Raw genomic sequence first — 23,782 nt, forward strand, 5'->3', positions numbered from 1 at the left:
CTGTGTCAGCACTCGCTCCAGCCACACGATTCACACGTCTTGCAGCCCTCGCTGTAGTACAGCGTCATCGCCCCGCACTCGGGGCACTCCGGGCTCTCGCCGGCGTCGATCAGCGACTGGGTCGCGTCCTGGGACTGCTGCTGTGCGTCGGCGCTCTCGCCGGCACCGGTCGGTCCCTGAGGACCGCCCAGCGACTCGGCAGCGCCGCCGTCGGTCTCGTGGTGGGCGGCGTCGTCGGCGTCGATCTCGGTGAGGTGTTGTTGCTGGGGGTAGGCCGCACGGTCGACGTCGCCGTTGAGGTACCGCCGCAGCGCCGTCCCGAAGGCGTCGGGGATGGAGTTGACCTGTTCGCCCTTGTCCCAGGCCACTTTCGGCGACCGGATCCCTTGGAGTTTGTCCGCGATCTCGTCGGGGTCGACGCCGGATCGTAGCGCCACCGAAATGGTCTTCGCCAGCGCCTCGGTGAACGAGCCGGTGAAGCCGCCGGAGTTGCCCGTGTTCGCGAACAGCTCGAAGGGGCGCTCGCGCTCGGGGTTCTCGTTGATGGTGACGTAGAGCTTCCCGTACCCGGTGTCGACGCGCTGCGTGACGCCGTGCAGGAGGTCCGGCCGGGGCTGCTTCTCGGCGAAGTCCTCCTCGTCGAAGGCGGCGTCGTCGCCGGTCGCGAACAGCTCGCGGAGGTCCGCGCCGAACGCGTCCTGGATGTCGTCGTTCTCCAGGAAGCCCTCGATGCCGCCGAACGTCTCCTGGATGGTGTCGACCATCGCGGCGGCGGCCTCCTCTTCGTCCAGCCCGGAGAACTCGGTGTTGTCCGCGCGCGTCGTCAACACCTGCTTGCTGCGGGTGCCGTCGCGGTAGACGGTGACGCCTTTCCCGCCGTTGTCGTAGATGTAGCGGTACACCTCGTCCATGTCCTCGACGGAGGCGTCGTTCGGGAAGTTACACGTCTTCGAGATGGCCGAGTCGACGCCGTTCTGGCAGGCGGTCTGGACGGCCGCGTGGTCCTTCCCGGAGAGGTCGCTGGTGACCACGAACAGCTCACCGATGGCGTCGGGCACCGTCGTCAGCCCGTCGACGCCGTCGAAGTCGTTGTTCGCCATCTGCGTTTGGGCCTCCTCTTTGACGGCCTGTACGTCGATGTCGTTGTCCTCCAGGGTGCGCAGGAAGTAGTCGTCGAACTCCACGAGCATCTCGTCGCCCTGCACGTCGTCGCTGACGTTCTTGTAGTAGGCGACGTTGTAGATGGGCTCACAGCCACCGGTGGTGTTGCCCACCATCGAGGTGGTGCCGGTGGGCGCGATGGTCGTCGTGTTGTGGTTGCGGATCGGGTAGCCGTCCGCCCAGTCGGCGGCGTCCTCGCCGGTGTGGTGTTCGAACCAGTCGGCGTACTCCGTGGGGGCCGCGAACTTGGAGTTGTCCCACTCGTCGAAGCTCCCGCGCTCCAAGGCGAGCTCGTGGCTCGCGGTCTTGGAGTCGTGGTTGATCGTCTGCATCAGCTGGCTGGCGATCTCGTTGCCCTCCTCGCTGCCGTACTTCACGCCGAGTTGGATGTACAGCTGGGCCAGCCCCATGACACCCAGGCCGATCTTCCGCATCTCCGAGACCTTCTGCTCGATCTCCGGGACGGGGAAGTCGGACATCGTGACGACGTTCTCCAGGAACCGCGTGCCCATCTCGATGCGGCGCTGGAAGGCGTCGGTGTCCATGGCCTCGTCGAGGAACCGACTGACGCCCGCTTCGAGCGTGTCGAAGTCGTGGGTCTGGCTCCAGACCCGCCAGTCGGGGGCGTCCTGGGCGGCGAGCGTCGAGAGGTTGATGTGCCCGAGGTTGCAGGCCTCGTACTCTTCGAGGGGCTGCTCGCCGCAGGGGTTGGTCGCGAGGATGCGGTGGTCGGGATGCTCCTCGACGTCGAAGGAGTGCTCGTCGTTGACGCGTTCGAGGTAGATCACGCCGGGTTCGCCGTTCTCGTGGGCACCCTCGACGATGCGGCTCCAGAGCTCCTCGGCGGGCAGCGTGAGTTCCTCGCCGGGCGTGACGTAGTGGCCAAGCCCGTACCGGGAGTACATCTCCTTGGTCTCCTCGGTGGCGATGTGGGCCTCGCCCGTGCGCGGGTTCGTGAACGTGTACTCCTCGCCGGCCTCAAGCGCCTCCATGAAGCCGTCGGTGACGCCCACCGAGATGTTGAAATTCGAGAGGTGGCCCTCGACGGCGTTCCGGAGGTGTTCGGGGACGCGGCCGTCCTCGTCGATGAGGTCGCGGGCCTCTTCGAGGGCCTCCGAGAACTCGGTGTACGTGTAGTCGTCGGGGTCGTTGAGCTTCAGCGTCTGGGCCAGCGAGACGTCCTTGTTCTTGGCGTGGATGAACTCCACGACGTCGGGGTGGCTGACGCGCATGACGGCCATCTGTGCGCCCCGCCGCGCGCCGCCCTGCGCGATGGTTTCGCACATCTGGTCGAACGTCTCCATGAACGTCAGGGGCCCCGAGGCGATGCCGCCGGTGGAGCCGACGGTGTCGCCGTACGGCCGGAGCTGCCAGAACGCGTACCCCATGCCGCCGCCGGACTGGAAGACCTCGGCGGCCTCCTTGGCGGTCTGGTGGATGTCCGTGATGTCGTCGTCCGGCGAGTCGACGAAACACGCCGACAGCTGCTGGAGCTCGTCGCCGGCGTTCATCAGCGTCGGCGAGTTCGGCATGAACGACAGCGACGCCATCAGATCCTGGAACTCCGCGGCGACGCCCTCAACGTGCTCGCGCACCTCGGGATCGTCGAGTTCCGGAACGACCGTGTCGTAGGCGAACTTGTTGATGTTGCTGTCGGTGAGCTCGACGGTCGCCGTCTCGCTGTCGGGATCGACGTCGGACCCGAACACCTCGGCGGCGAGTTCATCGCGGCGTGGGTGGTCGGGTTTGAGCTGGCTGGGCGTGGCCGTGACTGGCTCGTCTGACTCGAAGACGACCTCCGCGAGCGCGATGTTCTTCGCGACGCGCTCGAAGAGGTCCTCCTGGGATTCGACGTGCTCGCCGTCGGTGTCTTTCCGGAGATACCGCGCCGGGAGAATGTTGTGGTAGGCGTTCGCAGTGAGGCGGTCTTCGAGGCTGTCACCGGTGACACGCTTGACCGGCAGGGTGAGATCGTCCGCGGAGAGGTCCTCGGAGCTCATTGGCTATCACGCTGAACAACAGTCGGTGTTGTAGTGGATTCGGAATTCATGTATGACTGATCGTCGGGTTCGGGAACGACACACTGGTAGCCGGCACAGGGGGTTAGTAGTTGTGTTCTTTCGGCACCCCTGGCCGGGCCGCGTGCGCCACCCACTGCGGCGTGTCTCTGGCGTACGACGGGGCGGCCTATGAAGCCTCCCCAACCGGAGTGAAAGTGGTCGGTGTGTGCACCCACGAATCGGGTGACGGGACCACCCTTTCAGTTTCAACATCCACTCGAACGAAAGGGGTGTTCCCACAGACTTACGCCGACCCAGGTCGTGGCCCCCGGTATGTCCACTCCACTGTTGGCGCTGGCCGGGGTCACGAACTCACCCCTGGGGACGGCGCTGCTGGCGTTGGGTGCGATGGCTGCCCTGGTGTTCATCGGACGGCTGCTGTTGAGTATCGCGTGGAAGCTGGTCGCCGCGGCGACAGTCGTCGTCGCCGGACTCTGGGTGATTTCGGTCCTCCTGTAGGCGTGTCAGTGAGCCGCGGCGGCGTCCAGGAAGTTCCCGATGACGTCGTGGCCCACGCCGGTGAGCACCGACTCCGGGTGGAACTGCACGCACGCCAGGGGGTGGTCGCGGTGGCGGATCGCCATCGGGAGCGACCCATCACGGGTCGTCGCCGTCACCGCGAAGCACGGGGGGATCGACGTGCAGACCAGGGAGTGGTATCGCGCCGCGGGAAAGTCCTGCTGGATGTCCGCGAAGATCCCCGTCCCGTCGTGGGAGACGGGCGTCGTCTTGCCGTGCATCGGCTCGGCGGCGCGCCCGACGGTGCCGCCGTATTCGTGGACGGCGGCCTCCATGCCGAGACAGACGCCGAGCGTCGGCACGCGCGGGCTGACCGCGCGCAACACGTCGGTCGTCACGCCCACGTCGCGGGGCGTATCGGGGTGGCCCGGGCCGGGGCTGATGACGACAGCGTCGGGGTCGGCGGCCCGCACGGCGGCCAGCGACGCGGTGTTTTTCAGGACCGTCACGTCGGGGGCGTGGTCGTCGCGGGGCTGCGCGGAGAGGTACTCCACGAGGTTGTACGTGAACGAGTCGTAGTTGTCCACGACCACGACGTTCATCGGTGCACCGCCTCCCCGTCGTCGGTCGTTCGGAGTCGGTCCACGGCCGCGAGCACGCCGTCCATTTTCGCCGCCGTCTCCTCGTACTCGGCGTCCGGGTCGCTGTCGGCGACGACGCCCGCGCCGGCCCGGACGGTGAGCGTGTCCTCGTCGCCGGTGTGGGTGATCGTCCCGGATCGGATTGTGATCGCGAGCTCCGCGTCACCGGTCCAGGAGAAATACCCCACGCCGCCGCCGTAGATGCCCCGCGGTGTGGCTTCGATGGCGTCGATGTGCTCCATGGCGCGGACCTTCGGCGCGCCCGAGAGGGTGCCCGCCGGGAACGCCGCGCGGGTCGCGTCGAAGGCGTCGGCGTCGGCGGCCAGCGTCCCGGTGACCGTGGATTCGATGTGCTGGACGTGGCTGTACTTCAGCACGCGCATGAACTCGGGCACCGAGACGGTGCCGGGCGCGCTCACGCGGCGCACGTCGTTGCGCGCGAGATCCACGAGCATCGTGTGTTCGGCGCGTTCCTTCTCGTCGGCGAGCATCTCCCCGGCGAGGCGGCGGTCCGCCACCGGGCTGGCGCCGCGCTGGCAGGTGCCCGCGATCGGGTTCGTGACGACGGTGTCGTCGTGGACCGCGACCAGCGTCTCCGGGCTGGCACCCACGACCGTGTGGTCCCCGTGCGCGAGCAGGAACATGTACGGCGAGGGGTTGACCGCGCGCAGCGCGTCGTAGAGCGCCCGCGGGTCGATGTCACCGTCAAGCTCGCGCGTGCGTGAAACCACCGCCTGATACACTTCGCCGTCCCGGACCGCGGTCGCGGCGGTCTCGACGGCGTCGGTGTAGGCGTCGCGGTCGCCGGCGCGCTCGGCGGTCACCTCGATGCCGGCGGTGGCGGGCGCGGTCGCGTCCCGAAGCACGGCCTGCACGCGCTTGGCTTCGGCTTCGAGGGCGTCGTAGACGTCCGTGGCGGTGTCCGCGTCGGCGACCGGCGTGCACACGAGCGAGACGGAGTCGGTGGCGCGGTCGAACACGAGCGTGCGTGTGGTCACGGCGAACTCCGCGTCCGGCAGCGGCGTCGGCGGGCGCTCGACGCCGACCTCGTCGAGCCAGAGGTCGTAGACGGCGTCGTAGGCGAGGAACCCGACCAGGCCGCCATCGAGCAGTTGGCGGTCCTCGGCGGGGATGTTGCGCCGCGGGACCGCGGGCATCACCGACCGAAGGCGGTCAAGCACATCCCCGGTGGCGTGGTCGGGGGCGTCCAGCAGGTCGGTGATGGGGTCGTCGCGCAGCCGCGTGATCGTCGTGTCGTCGGGGTCGACGGTGACGACGGCGGCGGGGTCGTAGCCCACGAACGAGTAGCGGGCGTGGCGGGTCTCTTCGGTGGTCGTGTCGGGGGTAAACGCCCCGTCGGGGTCGCTGGCGGGGGTCTTTTCGGCGCTCTCAAGCAGGAAGGCGTGGTCGTCGGCGTCGGCAACGAGCGCGTCGTACGCCGTCAGCGGTGCCACGTCGACGTCGAGGTCGGCGGCGACGCGCACGATCGCGGGACCATCGTCGGCGAGTGCGGCGAACGTCTCGCGGTCGGTTTCGATCATGTGAGGGTGGGGTCGGGCGTGGCTGTGGCGCGCGCGACGAACGCCGAGACGGCCGCGTGGTCCTTCTCGCCGGGACGCGCCTCGACGCCGGAGGCGACATCCACGGCGAACGGGTCGACGGTGTCGACCGCGTCGGCGACGTTCGCCGGGGTGAGTCCGCCGGCGAGCACGACCGGCGTGTCGACACGGTCGGCGAACGCGCGGGTTGCGGCCCAGTCGTGTGTGCGGCCGGTGCCGCCGCCGGCACCGGCGTCGTCCGTCGACGGGGAGTCGACGAGCAGCGCGTCGACGACGTCGGCATAGCGGGCGGCCGACTGGTCGCCCGCGGTGACCGCTTTGATCACCGGGCACGGCGTGTTCGCGGCGACGTACGCCGCGTCGCCGACTGGCAGATCGCCGTGCAACTGGACGGCGTCGGGCGCGACCGTCCGCACGAGGTCGACCGCGTGCTCGGGGGTGGCCGGCATCGTGACCAGGACACTGGTGACGAACGGCGGGGTGGCGGCGCGCAGCGCGGTGGCCGTCTCGACGCTGACCTCGCGGGGCGTCTCGACGGGGACGTCGGCGATGATGCCGACCGCGTCCGCGCCGGCTGCGACGGCCGCGGCGTGGTCGCGCTCGGTGGTCAGCCCGCAGACTTTCACGCGAGTCATTGCTGCACCGGGTGGGCGTCGGTGAGCGCGGCGAGCGTGTCCGCGGCGGCCCCGGAGTCGATGGCGGCGGCGGCGCGGTCGGCACCGGCTGCGAGCGAGTCAGCGCCACCCCCGACGTAGATGGCTGCGCCCGCGTTCGCCACGACGATGTCGCGTTTGGGGCCGGTGAGCTCGCCGGTGACGATGTCCCGGAGGTCGGCCGCGTTGGCCTCGGGGCCGCCGCCGGCGACGGCGTCGATCGGGGCCTCCGCGAGCCCGAACGTCGACGGCGAGACGGTGGTGGTGGTGACGGTGTCGCCGTCGACTTCCGCGACCGTGGAGTCGCCGTGGAGCGCGAACTCGTCGAGGCCAGCGCCGTGAACGACGAGCGCGCGGTCGACGGCCATACGCGAGAGCGCACGCGCGAGCACGGGGACGAGGGCCGGGTCGTAGACGCCGACGACCTGGGCGTCCGCGCGGGCGGGGTTGGTGAGCGGGCCGAGGAGGTTGAAGATCGTGCGAACCCCGAGGTCACGCCGTGGGCCGATGACGGCCTCCATGCCGGGGTGGAACGCCGGTGCGTGCATGTAGCCGATGCCGTCGGTTTCGATGCGGGCTTCGACGGCGGCGGGGTCGGTGGCCAACTCGACGCCCAGGGCGTCGAGCACGTCGGAGCTGCCCGACGCCGAGGAGACGGAGTAGTTGCCGTGTTTGGCGGTCGGGATGCCCGCGCCGGCGGCGACCAGCGCGGCGGTCGTGGAGACGTTAATCGTGTCGTAGTCGTCGCCGCCAGTGCCACACGTGTCGACCAGCGGGGTGCAGTCGGGCGCGACGGTGATGGCGGCGTCGCGCATGCCTTGCGCGAAGCCGGCGATTTCGGCTTCCGTTTCGCCTTTCGCGCGCAGCGCGCCGAGCAGCGCGCCGATCTCGGCGTCGGTGGCGTCCTCGAACAGCGTCGTGACGGCGTCGCGGGCGGCGTCAAGCGAGAGGTCCTCGCCGGCCGCGACGCGCTCGATGTATTCCTGCATTGTGGTCACCAATGAACGATGTTGGGTTGTAGTGTACAAGACTGTACGCTAACTTAAGCGTGTCGTGGGGAACGGTACCGTGATCGCTCGTGGGGAGGACACCACAACGGAGCCCACGGCCGTCGTGCCTTCTGCGATTCGAAACCTTCAACTGTACCCCCGGGCTACGAAGGAATGCAGCGAGATGGCGCGAGGGTTGGTGGTCTAGTCAGGCTATGACACCTCCTTGACATGGAGGAGGTCGGCGGTTCAAATCCGCCCCAACCCACTACACTCCCTCCGGTCGTGTTAACCGCACGACGGCGGGGGATTTTCCACAACATTTCCCGTTGAGAGCGACGCATATGCCCTCAATTCATTGCCCTTTGTAGGGTCGTCCACCAATGTCAGGTGATTTGGACTCACATTATCAAGTACCCCGTGGGGTTGTAAGTTTGAGGGGTAATCAGAAACAGCGGGAAGGTGCCAGCCACACAGCATAGTTGGAACAATGATTGAACCATAACAACGATATTGAGGTGTGACCTGCTCTCAGAAATTCTGGTTTTGGCGAGCTCATAGTAGATTTGAAGCAGCGAGAAGGGGGAACGCACAACTCTATTCCAGCGCCGTGATGGCGGAAAATTTAAGTGCTTGAATCAAGTTGGAAAGAGAGGGTAGACGCAGACCGCCTGTGCCTTATTCCACTCTTCAGGAGTGGTAACTCATTGGTGTGATATTGTCATCCCCCTGAACCATGAGTGCCAATAGTCAACAGAAAACCGATAGTGGTGGCCTTGAGTCAGGGAGACGATTTGTGGACTGGTCACAGCGGGAAGCCGACCTGCAACCAGCCCTGTGTGAGTTTGTTCGCCATTGCGGGAATCCCATTGATGAACCGGATACGAATAATGCTACCAAACTCTACGAAAAATCTGACCTCAACGATGCTGGAATATCTTATAGACGGTATCTGAGGTTAATTCAGTTAGATAAGTACAATTCCGGACTGAGTAACCGTGTATGGACAAATTCCCGATATACTACCTATCTTCTGAATCGACATCATATTCTAGCGCTATGCAGCCAGCTAGATTTGACCGAGGAGCAACGAAGAACCGTCTATAACCGATTTATGCAACTAGAACTGGGTGACTGGGGATTGGACGCGAATCTCCTTGCATTCTGCGTTTGTGCTGTCACAGTACATAGCGACGAGACAAACCGAGAGTATCATTATAACCAGTCACAGGAGAACAGGGATGATATGTTCGTTAAAGTCTCCCAAAGCCTCAACCTTCAAAAGAGAAACATCCGGAAGTGCTATTCGAAGTATCGAAGTTACTTAGATTCCGGACATGAGGGAGAATATAATTACTTAGACTATCAGAAACGGTCGCAAGGCCGGAGGGGTATTTAAACCCTTTTCCATTCTTTTAGGTAGAGATACTAGAGGTACTGGAAAGGAGAGGAGGTTCCGGGAACTTGAGATAAGCAGGGTAGAGGGTACTGGAAAAGGGGGACAACAAAGGAGAAGGCGGTCAGTCGGCGGCTGGGGCCGCCTCCTTCCCGCTGTTTACAGATTTGATTGGATGCAGTCCATTGTTGCATAACTGTCGATAATCCAATCACCTACCTAGTCTTAGAAAATTAGGTATTATTGTTAGATGAATGCCTTTGAGGAATGGTGAAGGGGACAGATTTTAGGAGGTGACTTGGTAATTGCTGTATTAGATAGTACAATGGCACGTTATCAATCAAGAGGAGAAAGAGAATAATGGAAGGGTTTCTCATACTAGCACTACCCTGGCTATTTATAAACACAATTATTGCAATTATCGTTTCCAATCATGCATCCAAGAACGGTCGGAGCGGATATTTTTGGATAGTGTTCTTCCTTGGCATAATTGGGGTACTATTATACGTCGCTGATATGGCTGGAGGTCAGCAAGGAACACCTAAGGGACAGAGAACAAACCGAGGAAGAGGAAATCAACCAGGGAATAGAGGAAGGAGGTCAATAGAAGAAGAAGCAAGTAAACATGCTGTTTCAGCTGTGTACAATGAACTCAAATCAGTAGGCCAAGCAGAACCTGCATACTTCATTGAGCACATTTACTCCGTTTACCCTGCCGGCTATGAGTCGGGTATGAGGTGGTGGAGAGAATGTATAGTCCCCGAACTAAAATCGTTCTCCGACATTGAACCGCCAACAGACGGCGGACATACCTGGACCCATACTCAAGCAATAACTCGTGAAAAGACTTCCTCGTCCGATAGCTGGCAAACAATTCCTGATACTGACTTTATGCATCAGGAATTGGGGGAACGCGGAAGAGGTCTACTCGTAGAAGTGAAAGACGGAGGTAAAGAAGGCGGATTCTTTGTGAGAGACGGTGATGTGACGCCTGAGTCCTATAAATTGGAATCCGAATACGGAACGACGTGGGTGGGGAAGGCTAAATCATACTTACGAAAAGTGTACTTGTAGGGCAAAACTCACCGCCCGCAATAAGGAGGTTCACAGGCTCTGCGAGAGATAAGTCTTGTCAGTTGCGTTAAGACCAAGCACAAAGAGCCTGCCAGCCTAGGGAATATGTACGCGGCTAGACGTTATTGAGGTATTCCCTCCGGACTGCCGCCTTCTCTTCTTCTGTCCGGGAATCATAGTGCTGTTCCAAGACTTCCCTGCTGACATTCATACGCTCCGAGACTACATCCTTCGGAACGTCTGAGTTCAGATGGTCAGTAATTGCACTCCGCCGGATTGGATGGGGGCTGACCGAGGAAGGACACTCATAGGCATCTCTAACGTAGTTGTGGGCGTTACAGTCTTCCAAGTCCTTGTCATGCGGACACTCCCCAGTATATTGGCAAGGTTCCGTCAGATGTTCCGTGTAAAGCCGGAGCGTCTGTGTTGTGGCACGGCCCTGGCGAGTTGGGAAGAGGGGCTTCCTGTCGTACTCATCCGTCTTATTCAGGCGATTGTGCTTGATATAGTCGGAAAGAGCCTGCTTTAATCCATCCTGAGAAACGTAGACTGCTCGTTCTCCATCCTCTCCATTCTTCAAAGGAGTTCCTTCTTCGGGGCGGTTACAGACGTGTAAGAGGCGTTTGTCGGGCTTCCAGTCGTCAACATCTAATGCACGGACGGAACCGATTCGCATACCGGAGTGGTACAGTAGATGGAATAGAACGTGGTTCCGAGAGGCGTACTCAAATCGCTGGTAGTATTCTAAGATTGCATTGGCTCGTTCCGGTGCAATAGTAGCGTCTCGGACGGGGTTTTCCGGTCGGGGAATATCGAGTTTGTCCGCCAGTCCATCCTCTACAAGTTCCCGCTGTTCACACCACCGGAGCAAAGCCCGGATTGACATTAGGTTGTTATACAGGGTCTGCTCGTTGATTTCGGAGTTCTCCCGTCGCCAGGTCTTATACTGATTTACAACGTACCCATTGAGGTTCCCAATATCTTGTAGGTCAATATCGTCTGTCCATTCCACAAACGAGCGGAGGTGGTACTTCTGGTTGACTAAGGTACTCTCCCGTACCTCGTGCTGACGTTCGTTCTGGAATTGTTCTATGACTGCCTGCGGTGTCTCTTTGAGTTCCGTCATGGTTGGTCAGATTGAGCCCCAACCACCAGCACCGATGGACTGCCTGGGATGTGGAGGAGTCGGCGGTTCAAATCCGCCCCAACCCACTCACGCCGCATTCGTTTCTCACGAAGCTCCCTCCGGATCCACATACGCTCGCTGCCTACAAAGCCTGGATCGTAACACGAACAAACAGGGTCGGATATGTCCGTTCCTGCACCGGCGATCAAGGCACCGAGACAACCAGTATGGGTCCCGACCGCTCCGCAATCACTAACCGATCAGTGACGCCATGATGAATGTCAGGAACATAACAGCGAGTACTATCAGCGTTGATTTGAGCGCTTCTTTCCCGGGTAGTTCGCTACGTGTCTGAACTTCGTTTGTAGACGACAAGGCCTTCGCTCCAGCGAGTGCAGCCAGGCCCTCGTCCGCATCGTACTTCCGGAGGTTCTCGATGTTCCCGATCAGCCTCCGCTTGTATTTCTGAGGGGTCGCAGTTACGTTGATCGCGACCTCCTTTTCAGCGGTTATTTCGATTGGAGTTCGAGTTACGCTGTCCGAGTCTTCCGAGAGATCAACGATGACCGTCTCCCCGTAGCTCAAAGCTCGCCATCCTGTTTTCCCGACTACTTGGTCATCGCCTTCAAAGTATTTCTCGATGCCATCCGTCTCTTCGAAAGCTGCCTTGATTACAGTTCGTGCGTCCGCTTCCGTGTGTTCAAGTACCATTCGCGTCATGTTCCCACCGTATCAGACTGCCGTCGCAATTGAGGGTGACTGTCGTCTGCCGGCGCTATCGGTGTTCTCGACTGTCGTTGCCGTCACCGGTTAGCTTCCGCACGACGAGCGAGATGCCGATCCCGGTGGCGAGAAGGATAACGAGGTTGAACGCAGCGCGGAACAGCGCGCGGTACTCGCGGCCGACCCACTCGTTGATGACGGCGGTGGTGCTGGTGTAGAACTGGAAGAGCGCGACGATGGCGACGAACCCGAGCACCGCGAGCGCGCCCCGGAGGATGAGGCGACGAACGTCGCTCGTGTCGTCGCGCGCTCGGGTGTGGCGGCCACTCCCGGTGGCGTCGCTGGTGTTGGTGGTCGTGGTGTTCCCGTCGGTGTCGGTGGGCTGCTGGGCGTGGTCTGTGTCACTCATGCTGACTGCCTCCGTGCGGCGGCGATGGTGGTTGCGACAACGGCGATGAGGGCGACAGCCGGGCCGAACCCGGGGATGCCGCCGCCGGCTGACTGCTCGGGGTCGGTTCCGGAGTCCGGTTGTGTGTTGTCGGTTGTCTCGAAGTCTTCGACCTGCAGGCCGGTGTCTCGGACCGTCGTGTTCGCCTCGATTCGCTCTTGCGGGTCGAGATTGGCGGCGCTGCGCGCAGTGCCGACGATGACGCCGTCCTGCCGGAGGACCGCGTCGAGATAGTAGTTGTACGCCGATGGCACGTCGACCGTCGCGTTGGGCGTCACCGTCGCTCCGGGGGCGACATCGTCGACCGGGATGGTCGTTCGTGCGGCGACCACGTTCGAGTCGGCCTGCCGAACGACCAGTTCCACGGAGACGTCCTCCGAGGGCGCCGCACCATGGTTCGTGAGATACGTCGACACGTCCAGGGCCGTGGTGTCACCGTCGACACTGGCGACGGAGTACTGGACGGCGGGGAGGTCGGCACCGAACCGGTGGAAGGTCATGTGGCCACCGGACTGCACGCTGCCGACGCCGCGGACGGACTTGGAGACCGTGGCGACGCGCTGGCTGTCGGCGCGGAGCACAGTCTCGATCCGGTAGCCGCCGTCACGGGCAACCGGGACGTCGACCGTGACCGGGACTTCACGGTCGCCAGTAATGGTGTCGATGGCGGTGCTGCGGGTGGCCTTGACCAGTCCGGACTCCAAGCCCACCGCACGCACCGTGACGGTGACGTTCTCCGAGTCGCCGCCCCGGTGGCTGAGGTATGCGGTGGTCGAGAGGTCGACGGTTCCCGACGACGTGCCGTTGGCCGCGATCGTCGTTTCTTCGACATCGACGCGGCCGGGGTGGACGTCGTCGCGGTCAGCGTCGGCGACGACGCCGGGTATCACGACAGCTGTGACTGCTGACGCCAGCACGACGACGGCGATGCCGACGGCGAGCAGCCGTTCGCGGTCCATAGTTTCCTGTGCCGTGATAATAGTCAAGTATCTTGTGGTTCCGCAGGCGAAATAGACTGCCTCGGGCCGAGGCCATCGGGCGGTGTCCGCACGGGTAGACAGAAGACCCCTGCGTTCGTACTGCATGGTATGTACACGGGGAAGACGGAGCAGCCGTGCTGTCTCTGCGACGACCCGGACACCGTCACCCGCATCGATCTCCCGCCGGCTGCCGTGCCCGAGATGGCGAACAGCGGCCCCATCGCGTGGCAGGACATCGAGGGGTCGGTCTCGATCCACTTCTGTGACAGCGATTGGGGGGTCGTGCGCGACCTCGTGCTCGACATGGGCCAGAACCCCCTCGGGAAGTGCAACGTGGCGCGGGCGTCGTTCGTCCTGCGGGAGGATTTCGAGGCGCTGTTGAACGACGTTCGCGACGAGCCCGATCACAGCGGCGTCGAGGCGGAGCTGCTGGCCGACAGCGAGCGTGTGCGTGCGGCGGCCGAGGAGGCGACCGATAGCGAGCGCGTGCAGGCGGCGCTCGTGCAGTGGGTGTTGGACGAGCGGGCCGAACCGCAGCGGGGCGACGACTGAGTCAGACGGCTTCCCCGACGTTCACGAGTAACACCGGGACGGGGGATTCGCGGACGACGCTTTCGGAGATGCTCCCGAGGAGGTCCCGGGATTCGCCGCTCCGGCCGGCGGTCGCCATCACCGCGATGTCGATCTCCATCTCGGTGACGTACGTCAGGATCTCCGTGGCGGGGACGCCGCGAGTGACCGTGGCTTCAACGGACGTTACGCCGGCGTCCTGGGCGCGCTTGGCGATGCGATCGACGGCCTTCTGGCCGGCCTCCTGGACGCGGTGCAGCGGGTCGTCGTCGGGGGTCTCGTTCGAGCGCGTCGACTCAACGACGTAGAGGGTGTGGAGCGTCGCGCCGTACTGTTCTGCGATGTCGATTGCGTGTGTGACTGCTTCGTTGGTGCCCTCGGATCCGTCGGTCGGGACCAACACGCGGTCGTACATATCGCAGGGTTGGGGGACCGTCCAGATCAGTTCGCGGTTACCAGACGTAATCACAGTTGGCGCTGTCGGCGTCCGTTTCGCTCCCCCAAAACATGTGTATAAATAACATACCACAAGGAGAGAGTGTTGCCGCTTGCTCGGCGCGAACCAGGCAATAGCTGTCAACTGTCCGTAGCAGGGCTTACAGTCGTTTTCATCCCTGAGAACTGCGGCCCCAACCTTATGGAGGGATCTGATAACTAGTGTCCATGACAATCGCATGGGCGCGCCGTCGATACGGCGTCAAACTCGGGCTGGGGTATATCGCCACCGCCGGCCTCCTGGTCGGGGTCGGCGTCACCACAAACGACGTCCCCTCGACCATTGTCGCCGGAATCGCCGGGTTACTCACGCTCGGATCGATCAACGCCGCCGAGACCGTCGCCAGCATCAAGGAGATCGCCGCACAGACCGAACGCGTCGCCAACGGGAACCTCGAACAGGAGGTGACCTCCACCCGAACGGACGAGTTCGGATCGCTTGCCGACTCCATCGAACAGATGCGCCAGTCGCTTCGTGGCCGACTGAACGAGATGGAGCGCACCCGCGCCGACCTCGAAGAGACGCAGGCCGAGGCCGAGACGGCCCGCGAGGAGGCCGAGCAAGCCAAGCAGGAAGCCCAGGCCGCGGAGCGCGAGGCCCGCGAGCTGGCAGCCACCTACCAGGACACCGCCAAGCGCTACGGCGAAACCATGGAGGCCGCCGCCACGGGGGACCTCACCCAACGGGTCGACGTGGACACCGACCACGAGGCGATGGAGACGGTCGGCACCGCGTTCAACCAGATGATGGACGACCTCCAGTCGACGGTCCGAACGGTCACCACGGTCGCCGACGAGATCGAAGCCAAAACCGAGCGGATGTCCGAGACCAGCGCCGACATCGAGGCCAGCGTCGGTGACACCGTCGAAGCGGTGTCGAAGATCGAGTCGCAGGCCAACGACCAGCGCACGGAGCTCGACTCGGCGGCCGACGACGTCCAGCAGGTCAGTGCGTCCGCCGAGGAGATCGCCGCCACCATCGACGACCTGGCGTCCCGCAGCGAGGACGTAGCGACCGCCAGCGACGCGGCCCGCGACTCCTCGAAGTCCGCGCTCGACGAGATGTCCAGCATCGAGACCGAGGTCGACGACGCCGTCGGCCAGGTCGAACAGCTGCGCGACCAGGTCGCCGAGATCACCGACATCGTGGACGTGATCACGGACATCGGCGAGCAGACGAACATGCTGGCGCTGAACGCGTCCATCGAGGCCGCCCGCGCCGGCGGCAACGCCGACGGGGACGGCTTCAGCGTCGTCGCCGACGAGGTCAAGGACCTCGCGGAGGAAACGCAGGACCGCGCCAACGAGATCGCCGCAGTGGTCGAGAAAGTCACCGCCCAGACCGAGGACGTCACCGCGTCCATCCAGCAGACCCGAACCCGGGTGGAGTCCGGCAGCGAAACCGTCGAATCCACGCTGCGGGACATCCGCACGATCGCGGATTCCATCGCTGAGGTCTCGAACTCGATCGACGAGATCCAGCGCACGACCTCCGAGCAGGCCGAAACCGTCCAAAGCACCGCCACCTCTGTGGAGCGTGTCGCGGGACTGAGCGACGACACGACGGCGTTGGCGAGCGACGCCGAGTCCGCGGTGATCGGGCAACGCGAGAGCGCAGAGGAGATCGCGGCGTCCCTCGAACAGTTCCAGAACACGGCCGTCGAGCAGCTGCAGTCCCGCGTGGCGTCGTTCACCGTCGCCACCGAGGACGGCGAGACTGCGGGGGGTAGCGTGGAGCAGCCAGTCATGCGTGCCGGCGCTGACGGGGGTGGTGCGTGATGGACGCCGTCGCAACCGCCTACCTCGGCGGCGCGGTCGCGCTCATCGTCGGTGTGGCGTTCGTCTGGCTGCTGTACCGGTCGTTGGATGGCTCCCCGCATCAGTCGGCGCTCGCGCCGCTGGCCATCATTCCCGTGTTCGCGGGCCTGTCCTACGTGGGGATGGCGTACGACATCGGAACGGTGATCGTAAACGGGAACCAGATCGTCGGGCTGCGGTACATCGACTGGCTCGTGACGACGCCGATCCTCGTGGGATACGTCGGCTACGCCGCGGGGGCGTCCCGCCGCAGCATCATCGGTGTGATGGTGGCGGACGCGCTCATGATCGCGGTGGGCGCGGGGGCGGTGGTGACTGACGGCACGCTCAAGTGGGCGCTGTTCGGCGTGTCGTCGATCTTCCACCTGTCGCTGTTCGCGTACCTGTACGTGATCTTTCCGCGGGTCGTGCCCGACGTGCCCGAGCAGATCGGGCTGTTCAACCTGCTGAAAAACCACATCGGGCTGCTGTGGTTGGCGTACCCGCTGGTGTGGCTGTTCGGCCCGGCCGGCATCGGGGAGGCAACGGCTGCCGGCGTCGCGCTCACGTACGTGTTCTTGGACGTGCTCGCGAAGGTGCCGTACGTGTATTTCTTCTACGCGCGGCGTCGCGTGTTCATGCACTCGGGGTCGTCGCCGGCTCCCGAGCAGGCGACCGTCGAGGCGACGGCGGCGGACTGACGGGCCGTCCCCGGTGGTGGTGTGACCCCGGCTCCGTCCAGCAGTCTGAGAGCCGCAACAAGGTTCAAGACACTGGTGGGCTTCTCTTCAGGTGAAGGTCCATGGATATCTCTGACATTGCGGCAAACGACTACGTGGAAGTCGACGCCGAACAGCGACTCGGGAAGGTGCGGTCGCTGTTCGAGCGTGAGAACCCCAAGGGCGTCATCGTCACCGAGGCCGGCGCGTACGACGGCGTCATCACGGAGCGCCAGCTCATCCAGTCGCATATCGGCGACGACACCAGGGTCGCGGCCATGGTCACGGACGCGCCGAAGGTCAGCCGGACCGAGGACGTGCGCGAGACAGCGCGCATGCTCGTCGAGGGCGGCACGAAGATCGCGCCCGTGTTCGAGGCCGGATCGCTGTGGGGCGTGATCACTGAGGACGCCATTCTGGACGCCGTGCTAGCGAACCTCGACGCGCTCGATGTCCGGGATATATACACCGAACACGTGGTGACGGTCGACGAGGACGACAGCATGGGCCGCGTGATCAATCTGTTGCGCGAGCACGGCATCTCGCGGCTGCCGGTCGTCGACGACGCCGGGCTGCTGTCGGGGATCGTCACGCGCTACGACATCGTCGATTTCGTCGTGCGTGACACCGAGAAGACCACCGTCGGGGATCGCAGCGGCGAGATCGAGCGCCTGCTCGATCTCCCGGTGTCCGACGAGATGACGAGCCCGGTCAAGACGGCGAGCTTCGACGATTCGGTGCGGGACGCCGTCGACGACATGCTCGCACACGACTACTCGGGGGTCATCGTCACGCCCGACGACGACGAGCGCGCGGTCGGCGGCATCCTCACGAAGACCGACGTGTTGCGCGCGCTGTCGTACACGGAGGAGGAACACCTCGACGTGCAGATCACGAACATCGACCTGTTGGACACGCTGTCCCGCCAGGAGGTCCGCGAGCGCATCGAGAACGTCGTCGCGAAGTACGGGGATATGGACGTCCATCACGCCCACGTCCGGCTCTCCAAGCACAAGGAGAAGCTCCGTGGGACGCCGCTGATTCAGTCACAGATCCGGCTGCGCACGAACAAGGGCCAGATCGCCGGAACTGGCGAAGGGTACGGCGCGGACAACTCCTTCCACGTCGCCCTGGACAAGCTCGAACGGAACGTGCTCGAGCTCAAGGGCATCGAGCACGACGAGGAGTACGAGGGCCAGCTCCTCCGGAAGCTCAACGACCTGTAGGCACCGCCGTCGGGCGTGCTTATATGAGCACGCCCGTCGTAGGGCATCGCGCATGAGGTTTGATTTCACACGCGCGGTCGGATTGCTCGCTGCGTTCGTGGCCGTCGGCATGATCGGGCTCTCGGCGGCGGACGTCATGCCGGCGCGCGTGATGTTCATGATGGTGTTGCCGTCGATGATCGTGTTCGCGGCGATCTCGTTTCTCATCGGCATGAAGCACGGCGAGCACCGCATCACGGGGTGACGCGCCGTCAGTAGTCGTCGGCACTGGCGGCGTCGATGCCCCCGTCAGTGATCTGGAACTGGGCGTGTTCGCCGTCGGGCTTGGCGCGGTGTTTCTCCAGCGTCGCGCGCCGGGTGCCGCCGCGGAACCGGTCGAGCCGGAGGACGGTGCCCGTCCAGTGTGCGAGCGTGTGGCCGCCCAGCGGGCGGGCGCGGTCGCTGTCGTTGTCGACGTCGGTGAACACCTGGTTCGTGACGACGACCGCGAGGTCGTGTTTGCGCGCCAGCGACAGCAGGTGTGTGATCTGGTCGGCGACCTGGCGGAGGGCGTCGCCCGTGGTGTCGTCGCCGCCGCGGGCCAGCCGATAGAACCCGGTCACGGAGTCCACCACGATGAGGTCCGCGCGGTCGGCGAAGTCGGCGGTGTCGCGGACGGCTTGGGCCTGTTCGTCGAAGTCGTGGGCGTCGGAGACGATGACGTTCGCGGACGCCGCCTCGGGGTCGGTGGCGCGCGCCTCCAGTAGCTGCTGGAAGCGCGCGAGCGAGAGGCCTTCGGTGTCGACGTAGACGGCGAGGCCGCCGGCGGCGGCGGTGGTCACGGCGGTTGTGAGCGCGACGTTCGTCTTGCCGGCGGCGGGTGGCCCGTACAGCTGCGTGACGGTGCCGCGCTCGACACCGCCGCCGAGCAGCTCGTCGAGTGCGCCACAGCCGGTCGGGAGGTGGGTGTCGTCCTCGCGCACGGGGTGTCGTTGGCGCGCCGCTGGGTAAACACCCGTGGTCGATGCCCGGCGGGCGCGACAACGAGGGACGTGTTGGCGCGGTCAGCGGCCCGGAGGCCGGTTAGACGGCGTCCTGGGGCGGGCTGACAGTGGCGTCGAGGAGCTCGGTGAAACGCGGGCCCGCGAGCGATCGGTCGCGGGCGATCTCCGTGTCACTGGGGACAGCGGCCGGCGTGAGGTCGGTCGTGTCGACGCCGAGGGCAGACAGCACGCGTTCGTGGAGTTCGTAGACGCTGAGCCGTGGGCCGGGGGCGTGGAAGACGCCGGTATGGTCGGTCTCCGCGAGCTCCGTGATGGCGTCGGCAACGTCGGTGACGTGGACCGGGCTCCGATAGACGTCGTCGTGGCGTTGACAGGCGCCGCCGTCGAGGGCGTCCCGGGCGGCGGCGAGCTGGGGGGTGAGCGGGTCGGTCGCGTAGCAGCTGCTGACCCGGAGGACGACGCCGTTGTCGGTGTCGTGGCGGTCGACGTGGTCTTCGAACACTTGGATGCGGCGGCCGGTGTCGTCGCAGGGCGTGCGAACGTCGTCGGGGCGGTAGTCGCCGTCGGTGCCGTCGAACACCGCGCCGGTGGACGCGTAGACGAGTCGGCGGTCCGCGCAGGCGTCGACGAGCGCGCTGACGGCGTCGACGTACGCCGGGATCGGCACGTCGGCGGTGTGGACCGGTGCGGTGACGATGACGGTGTCGGGGTCGTGGGCGGCGATGTGGGCAGCGGGGTCGTCGGCGAACACGTCGAATTCGGTCGGGTGTGGGGTGGCCGTGACGCCGGCGCGTGCGGCGAGGGCGGCGTCAAGCGGGCCTGTGTCGCCGACGACGAGCGCGTCCATACCTCACGTCCACAACTGCAACTGTAAAAAGTTCTCTCTCAGGCCCGGGTGGTGGCGGTGGAATCCGGTACATCTTTCACCCATCGCTTGATAGTTGTTCACACGGACGAGTGCGTGGCGGTTGACAGAAAGTACTTCTGTTGGGCCGCCGCACTCGAAACCAACCCCGGAGTCTCCAACCATGAACGAAGTCCAACTGGAGGTCGCGAAAGCCTACCCCAACGATTCGGGACGGGGGATCGCGCGCCTCGATCCAGACACGCTGTTGCATCTCAAACTCAGCCCGGGAGACATCATCGAAATCGAGGGGGCCGAAACCACGGCCGCGAAGGTCTGGCGAGCCGACCGCCAAGACTGGAACACGGACACCATCCGGATCGACGGGTTCACGCGCCAGAACGCCGAGGTCGGCATCGGAGAGCGCGTGAAGATCCGGAAAGCCGACGCCGAAAAAGCGGACACGCTCGTCCTCGCACCCCCCGAGGAAGCGAGCGTGCAGTTCGGCAGCGACGCCGCCGGCATGGTCAAACGCCAGATCCTCAAGCGGCCGGTCGTCGCCCGCGACATCGTTCCCGTGATGTCCTCGACGAACCACCCGTTCATGCGATCCCCAGGCCAGGCGATCCCACTGATCGCCGTCGAAACGGAGCCTGAGGGCGTCTGCCTGGTGACCGAGGACACCGACGTCGAGCTGCGCGAGGAGCCGATCAGCGGCTTCGAGCGCACCGGCGGCGGCATCACGTACGAGGACATCGGCGGCCTCGAAAACGAGATTCAGCGCGTCCGGGAGATGGTCGAACTCCCGATGAAACACCCCCAGATCTTCCAGAAGCTCGGCATCGAACCGCCACAGGGGGTGTTGCTCCACGGGCCGCCGGGCACCGGGAAGACCCTGCTGGCGAAAGCCGTCGCCAACGAGACGTCGGCGAGTTTCTTCTCGATCGCCGGTCCCGAGATCATCTCGAAGTATTACGGCGAATCCGAGCAGCAGCTCCGGGAGATCTTCGAGGACGCCAAAGACGACTCGCCGTCGATCATCTTCATCGACGAGCTGGACTCCATCGCGCCCAAGCGCGAGGACGTCACCGGCGAGGTCGAGCGCCGTGTGGTCGCCCAGCTGTTGACGATGATGGACGGCCTGGAGGGCCGCGGGCAGGTCATCGTCATCGCGGCGACCAACCGCGTCGACGCCGTCGACCCCGCGCTGCGGCGGCCGGGGCGTTTCGACCGCGAGATCGAGATCGGCGTCCCCGACGAGATCGGGCGCGAGGAGATCCTGAAGATCCACACCCGGGGGATGCCGCTGTCCGACGACGTGAACCTCTCGACGCTGGCCGACGACACCCACGGGTTCGTCGGCGCGGACATCGAGAGTCTCAGCAAGGAGGCCGCGATGCGGGCGCTGCGCCGGTACCTCCCGGAGATCGATCTCGACGAGGAGGACATCCCGCCGAGCCTGATCGACCGCATGATCGTCAAGCGCGAGGACTTCAAGGGCGCGCTCAGCGAGGTGGAGCCGTCCGCGATGCGGGAGGTTCTCGTGGAGCTGCCGAAGATCACGTGGGACGACGTCGGCGGGCTCACGGAGGCGAAAAACAACGTCAAGGAGTCCGTTGAGTGGCCGCTGAACCAGCCGGAGAAGTTCACGCGGATGGGCGTCGAGCCGCCCGCCGGCGTGTTGCTGTACGGGCCGCCGGGCACCGGGAAGACGCTGATGGCGAAGGCCGTCGCCAACGAGACGAACGCCAACTTCATCTCGGTGCGGGGGCCACAGCTGCTGTCGAAGTGGGTCGGCGAAAGCGAGAAGGCGATCCGCCAGACGTTCCGGAAGGCCCGCCAGGTCGCGCCGACCGTGATCTTCTTCGACGAGCTGGACAGCCTCGCGCCCGGCCGCGGGCAGACCGGCGGGAACAACGTCAGCGAGCGCGTCGTCAACCAGCTGTTGACCGAGCTGGACGGCCTCGAGGAGATGGAGGAAGTGATGGTGATCGCGGCGACCAACCGCCCGGACATCATCGACCCGGCGTTGATCCGCAGCGGGCGCTTCGACCGCCTCGTGCAGGTCGGCCAGCCGGGGATCGAGGGCCGCGAGCAGATCCTGAAGATCCACACCCAGGACACGCCACTAGCGGCGGACGTCTCGCTTCGGGAGCTCGCCGAGCGCGCGGACGGCTACGTGGGCAGCGACCTCGCGAACATCGCCCGGGAGGCAGCCATCGAGGCGCTCCGGGACGACGAGGACGCCGACGACGTCGGCATGGCGCATTTCCGGGCGGCCATGGAGAACGTCCGGCCGACGATCACCGACGACCTCATGGAGTATTACGACCAGGTCGAAGACCAGTTCAAGGGCAGCCAGGGCCCCAACGTGAACAGCCGCCAGGGCAGCGAGCACATCGGCTTCCAGTAGCCGACACGGCGGCGTGTTTCCGCCGTGCGGTCGCGACAGGCTGCGCTGGGCGATGCGAATACGGCACCCCCTGAGAAGACCAGTTACTCGTCGACGCGGGTGGCGTTCACTTGGCCGTCCTGGCCGGGGCGGGAGGTGACGCGGGCCGTGCCGGCGTCCGTTTCGATGATTGCGCCCTTCGTGATGATGTTTCGGCGGGCGTAGTTGGGGTTGGCGTCGTTGGCGCTGACGTCCTCGATGGTGGCGCGTTCGGCGCCGGAGTCGGTGGCGACGTTCACGACGTTCGTGGAGAGCACGCGCACTTTCTCGGCGTCGCCGCGCACGTCGACGGTTCGGAATCGGGGTTCGCCGACGGTCGTTTCGGTGGGTTCGCGGCCGAGTTCGCTTTTCGACTTCTTCGAGCGCGGTCGGAGTCGCGCGCCCGTCTTCGAGCGCTTCGAACGGCCTTGGTATTGCATACCCGAGACCAACACCAGGACGCACTTGAAAGGCTCGGTTAGGCGACAACGCAGGGTTTAGGCGCGTGCCGGCGCTACGCGCAGCCATGAGTCTCCGGGTTGCGACGGCCGCGCCGTTCAAGCAGAAGGGACGGACGCAGGTCGCCGAGCAGGCGTTCGTGGTGGCGTTGTCCCTTGACCGGGAGTGGATGAGTGCCGATCAGGCCAAGCGCCTGTTGGACATGGCGGACGCGGAGGGGCTCGTCGAGCGGGTCGCGGACGGGGACGTGGCCGCGACGTTCGATCCCGGCGCTGTCGAGATCCCCGAGGGGTTCGTGCCGGACGCGTCGTTGTTCCAGGAGCGGTCGGGTTTCGAGCGCGCGCTGGACGCGCTGGTTGCGGCGGGGTTCGACCGCCAGGAGACGGTGGCGGCGGTCAACGACCTCCAGCAGGCGGTGGGCGTGACCGCGGACGCGGCGGCAGTGGTGTACGCGCGCCAGCAGGGTGTTGCGGCGTCGGGTGCGGCGGAGGCGGCACAGGAGGGCGTGCTGGATGGTCGCTGACCGGATCACGGACGGGACGCGCATCGCGGAGCTGTTGGCGAGCGAGGTGACGGGCCACGAGCGTGCGCCCTACGACCGGATGAGCGTCGTGGACGCCGCGCCGGACGTGGAGCCGACGGCCGACGGCGCGCGCGCCTACGACGTGGCCCACGACGGGACGGTGGTGGCGCGCGTGTTCGTGCAGCCCGAGCGGATCCGGGTGGCGGTGTTCAGCGGGCTGGACGCCGCCGACGCGGCCGCCGAGGACGCCGGGCTGCGGGCGCGGCCGGTCGCGAGCGACCCCGCGCGCCTCGTGGTGTTCGTCGCGTCCGGGGCGGCGACCAAGCGCGCGCTGGACGTGCTCGGTGCGGCGGTCGCGGCCCGCGAGGACTGAGTGTCGGCTAGCGGGCACGCGGTGCACGACGAACGCTGTGGTTTCGGTCCGTGCGGAAGCGAATCGCTTTTGCGGGTTTGCCGGCACGCGAAC

General features: G+C 64.9%; 23 protein-coding genes and 1 tRNA gene. 11 read left to right on the forward strand and 13 right to left on the reverse strand.

Going from position 1 to position 23,782, the window contains the following annotated elements; all coding sequences use genetic code 11:
• Positions 1–5: 5 nt before the first annotated feature.
• Positions 6–3,161 carry an adenosylcobalamin-dependent ribonucleoside-diphosphate reductase gene (locus ACOZ32_RS11835; protein WP_205250898.1) on the reverse strand — a complete coding sequence of 1,052 codons (3,156 nt, stop codon included), beginning with the start codon at positions 3,159–3,161 and terminating at the stop codon, positions 6–8.
• 333 nt (positions 3,162–3,494) lie between these two features.
• On the opposite strand from ACOZ32_RS11835, the gene ACOZ32_RS11840 reads away from it, so the two are divergent.
• The gene (locus ACOZ32_RS11840) at positions 3,495–3,680 is read left to right on the forward strand and encodes a hypothetical protein (protein WP_285253828.1); all 186 of its coding nucleotides are present in this window, start codon (positions 3,495–3,497) and stop codon (positions 3,678–3,680) included.
• Between the two features lie 5 nt (positions 3,681–3,685).
• Here ACOZ32_RS11840 and trpG read toward each other — a convergent pair whose 3' ends face one another.
• Genes trpG through trpD form a run of 4 tightly spaced genes read right to left on the reverse strand, consistent with a single transcriptional unit; the run spans position 3,686 to position 7,522 of the window.
• On the reverse strand, positions 3,686–4,282 hold the full coding sequence (gene trpG, locus ACOZ32_RS11845; protein WP_424335241.1) for an anthranilate synthase component II: 597 nt from the start codon (positions 4,280–4,282) through the stop codon (positions 3,686–3,688).
• Complete coding sequence (gene trpE, locus ACOZ32_RS11850; protein WP_235157595.1) at positions 4,279–5,862, reverse strand: anthranilate synthase component I; 1,584 nt, start codon at positions 5,860–5,862, stop codon at positions 4,279–4,281. The genes trpG and trpE overlap by 4 nt, the downstream gene beginning before the upstream one ends.
• Positions 5,859–6,515, reverse strand: coding sequence for a phosphoribosylanthranilate isomerase (locus tag ACOZ32_RS11855; RefSeq protein WP_205250901.1), 657 nt, complete (start codon positions 6,513–6,515; stop codon positions 5,859–5,861). Before ACOZ32_RS11855 ends, trpE begins: the two co-directional genes overlap by 4 nt.
• Positions 6,512–7,522: an anthranilate phosphoribosyltransferase gene (trpD, locus tag ACOZ32_RS11860; protein WP_424335263.1), complete on the reverse strand. Its 1,011-nt coding sequence runs from the start codon at positions 7,520–7,522 to the stop codon at positions 6,512–6,514. Before trpD ends, ACOZ32_RS11855 begins: the two co-directional genes overlap by 4 nt.
• Before the next feature lie 193 nt (positions 7,523–7,715).
• Here trpD and ACOZ32_RS11865 point away from each other — a divergent pair.
• Both ACOZ32_RS11865 and ACOZ32_RS11870 read left to right on the forward strand, forming a co-directional pair.
• Positions 7,716–7,790, forward strand: a tRNA-Val gene (locus tag ACOZ32_RS11865).
• Positions 7,791–9,278: 1,488 nt separating this feature from the next.
• Complete coding sequence (locus tag ACOZ32_RS11870) at positions 9,279–9,992, forward strand: hypothetical protein (RefSeq protein WP_285253625.1); 714 nt, start codon at positions 9,279–9,281, stop codon at positions 9,990–9,992.
• Positions 9,993–10,107: 115 nt separating this feature from the next.
• Here the strand turns inward: ACOZ32_RS11870 and ACOZ32_RS11875 are convergent, their stop codons facing one another.
• The 4 genes from ACOZ32_RS11875 to ACOZ32_RS11890 form a co-directional block, all read right to left on the reverse strand.
• A complete protein-coding gene (locus tag ACOZ32_RS11875; protein WP_285253624.1) occupies positions 10,108–11,118 on the reverse strand; it encodes a tyrosine-type recombinase/integrase in 1,011 nt (336 codons plus the stop codon).
• A 252-nt stretch (positions 11,119–11,370) separates the two neighbouring features.
• Positions 11,371–11,829, reverse strand: a complete 459-nt coding sequence (locus ACOZ32_RS11880) for a hypothetical protein (protein WP_205252037.1) — start codon at positions 11,827–11,829, stop codon at positions 11,371–11,373.
• Positions 11,830–11,893: 64 nt separating this feature from the next.
• Complete coding sequence (locus tag ACOZ32_RS11885; RefSeq protein WP_205250904.1) at positions 11,894–12,250, reverse strand: hypothetical protein; 357 nt, start codon at positions 12,248–12,250, stop codon at positions 11,894–11,896.
• Positions 12,247–13,248 (reverse strand): DUF7490 domain-containing protein, encoded by a 1,002-nt coding sequence (locus ACOZ32_RS11890; protein ID WP_424335242.1) that lies wholly within the window; start codon positions 13,246–13,248, stop codon positions 12,247–12,249. The genes ACOZ32_RS11885 and ACOZ32_RS11890 overlap by 4 nt, the downstream gene beginning before the upstream one ends.
• A gap of 129 nt (positions 13,249–13,377) precedes the next feature.
• On the opposite strand from ACOZ32_RS11890, the gene ACOZ32_RS11895 reads away from it, so the two are divergent.
• A complete protein-coding gene (locus ACOZ32_RS11895) occupies positions 13,378–13,821 on the forward strand; it encodes a hypothetical protein (RefSeq protein ID WP_205250905.1) in 444 nt (147 codons plus the stop codon).
• Position 13,822: 1 nt separating this feature from the next.
• Here the strand turns inward: ACOZ32_RS11895 and ACOZ32_RS11900 are convergent, their stop codons facing one another.
• Positions 13,823–14,254, reverse strand: a complete 432-nt coding sequence (locus ACOZ32_RS11900; protein ID WP_205250906.1) for a universal stress protein — start codon at positions 14,252–14,254, stop codon at positions 13,823–13,825.
• A gap of 248 nt (positions 14,255–14,502) precedes the next feature.
• Between ACOZ32_RS11900 and htr1 the strand changes: the two genes are divergently transcribed.
• From htr1 to ACOZ32_RS11920, 4 genes are all read left to right on the forward strand, one after another.
• Positions 14,503–16,113 carry a sensory rhodopsin I transducer Htr1 gene (gene htr1 / locus ACOZ32_RS11905; RefSeq protein WP_424335243.1) on the forward strand — a complete coding sequence of 537 codons (1,611 nt, stop codon included), beginning with the start codon at positions 14,503–14,505 and terminating at the stop codon, positions 16,111–16,113.
• Positions 16,113–16,832, forward strand: a complete 720-nt coding sequence (gene sop1, locus ACOZ32_RS11910; RefSeq protein WP_205250908.1) for a sensory rhodopsin I — start codon at positions 16,113–16,115, stop codon at positions 16,830–16,832. Before htr1 ends, sop1 begins: the two co-directional genes overlap by 1 nt.
• 101 nt (positions 16,833–16,933) lie before the next feature.
• Complete coding sequence (locus ACOZ32_RS11915; RefSeq protein ID WP_010903212.1) at positions 16,934–18,076, forward strand: CBS domain-containing protein; 1,143 nt, start codon at positions 16,934–16,936, stop codon at positions 18,074–18,076.
• A 52-nt stretch (positions 18,077–18,128) separates the two neighbouring features.
• Positions 18,129–18,320, forward strand: coding sequence for a DUF7333 family protein (locus ACOZ32_RS11920; RefSeq protein WP_010903213.1), 192 nt, complete (start codon positions 18,129–18,131; stop codon positions 18,318–18,320).
• A 7-nt stretch (positions 18,321–18,327) separates the two neighbouring features.
• On the opposite strand, the gene radB is transcribed toward ACOZ32_RS11920, so the two are convergent.
• Together radB and ACOZ32_RS11930 are read right to left on the reverse strand one after the other, a co-directional pair.
• On the reverse strand, positions 18,328–19,038 hold the full coding sequence (radB, locus tag ACOZ32_RS11925) for a DNA repair and recombination protein RadB (RefSeq protein WP_010903214.1): 711 nt from the start codon (positions 19,036–19,038) through the stop codon (positions 18,328–18,330).
• A 100-nt stretch (positions 19,039–19,138) separates the two neighbouring features.
• On the reverse strand, positions 19,139–19,906 hold the full coding sequence (locus tag ACOZ32_RS11930) for a sugar nucleotide-binding protein (RefSeq protein WP_205250909.1): 768 nt from the start codon (positions 19,904–19,906) through the stop codon (positions 19,139–19,141).
• A gap of 181 nt (positions 19,907–20,087) precedes the next feature.
• Here ACOZ32_RS11930 and ACOZ32_RS11935 point away from each other — a divergent pair, with 181 nt between their 5' ends.
• Positions 20,088–22,316 carry a CDC48 family AAA ATPase gene (locus tag ACOZ32_RS11935; RefSeq protein WP_010903216.1) on the forward strand — a complete coding sequence of 743 codons (2,229 nt, stop codon included), beginning with the start codon at positions 20,088–20,090 and terminating at the stop codon, positions 22,314–22,316.
• An 83-nt stretch (positions 22,317–22,399) separates the two neighbouring features.
• On the opposite strand, the gene ACOZ32_RS11940 is transcribed toward ACOZ32_RS11935, so the two are convergent.
• The gene (locus ACOZ32_RS11940; protein ID WP_010903217.1) at positions 22,400–22,774 is read right to left on the reverse strand and encodes a 30S ribosomal protein S8e; all 375 of its coding nucleotides are present in this window, start codon (positions 22,772–22,774) and stop codon (positions 22,400–22,402) included.
• A gap of 86 nt (positions 22,775–22,860) precedes the next feature.
• Between ACOZ32_RS11940 and ACOZ32_RS11945 the strand changes: the two genes are divergently transcribed.
• Both ACOZ32_RS11945 and ACOZ32_RS11950 read left to right on the forward strand, forming a co-directional pair.
• A complete protein-coding gene (locus ACOZ32_RS11945; RefSeq protein ID WP_010903218.1) occupies positions 22,861–23,316 on the forward strand; it encodes a DUF2240 family protein in 456 nt (151 codons plus the stop codon).
• Complete coding sequence (locus tag ACOZ32_RS11950; RefSeq protein WP_205252042.1) at positions 23,306–23,689, forward strand: hypothetical protein; 384 nt, start codon at positions 23,306–23,308, stop codon at positions 23,687–23,689. The genes ACOZ32_RS11945 and ACOZ32_RS11950 overlap by 11 nt, the downstream gene beginning before the upstream one ends.
• Positions 23,690–23,782: the final 93 nt, after the last annotated feature.

The organism is Halobacterium sp. MBLA0001, assembly GCF_049705385.1.
Taxonomy (GTDB): domain Archaea; phylum Halobacteriota; class Halobacteria; order Halobacteriales; family Halobacteriaceae; genus Halobacterium; species Halobacterium salinarum.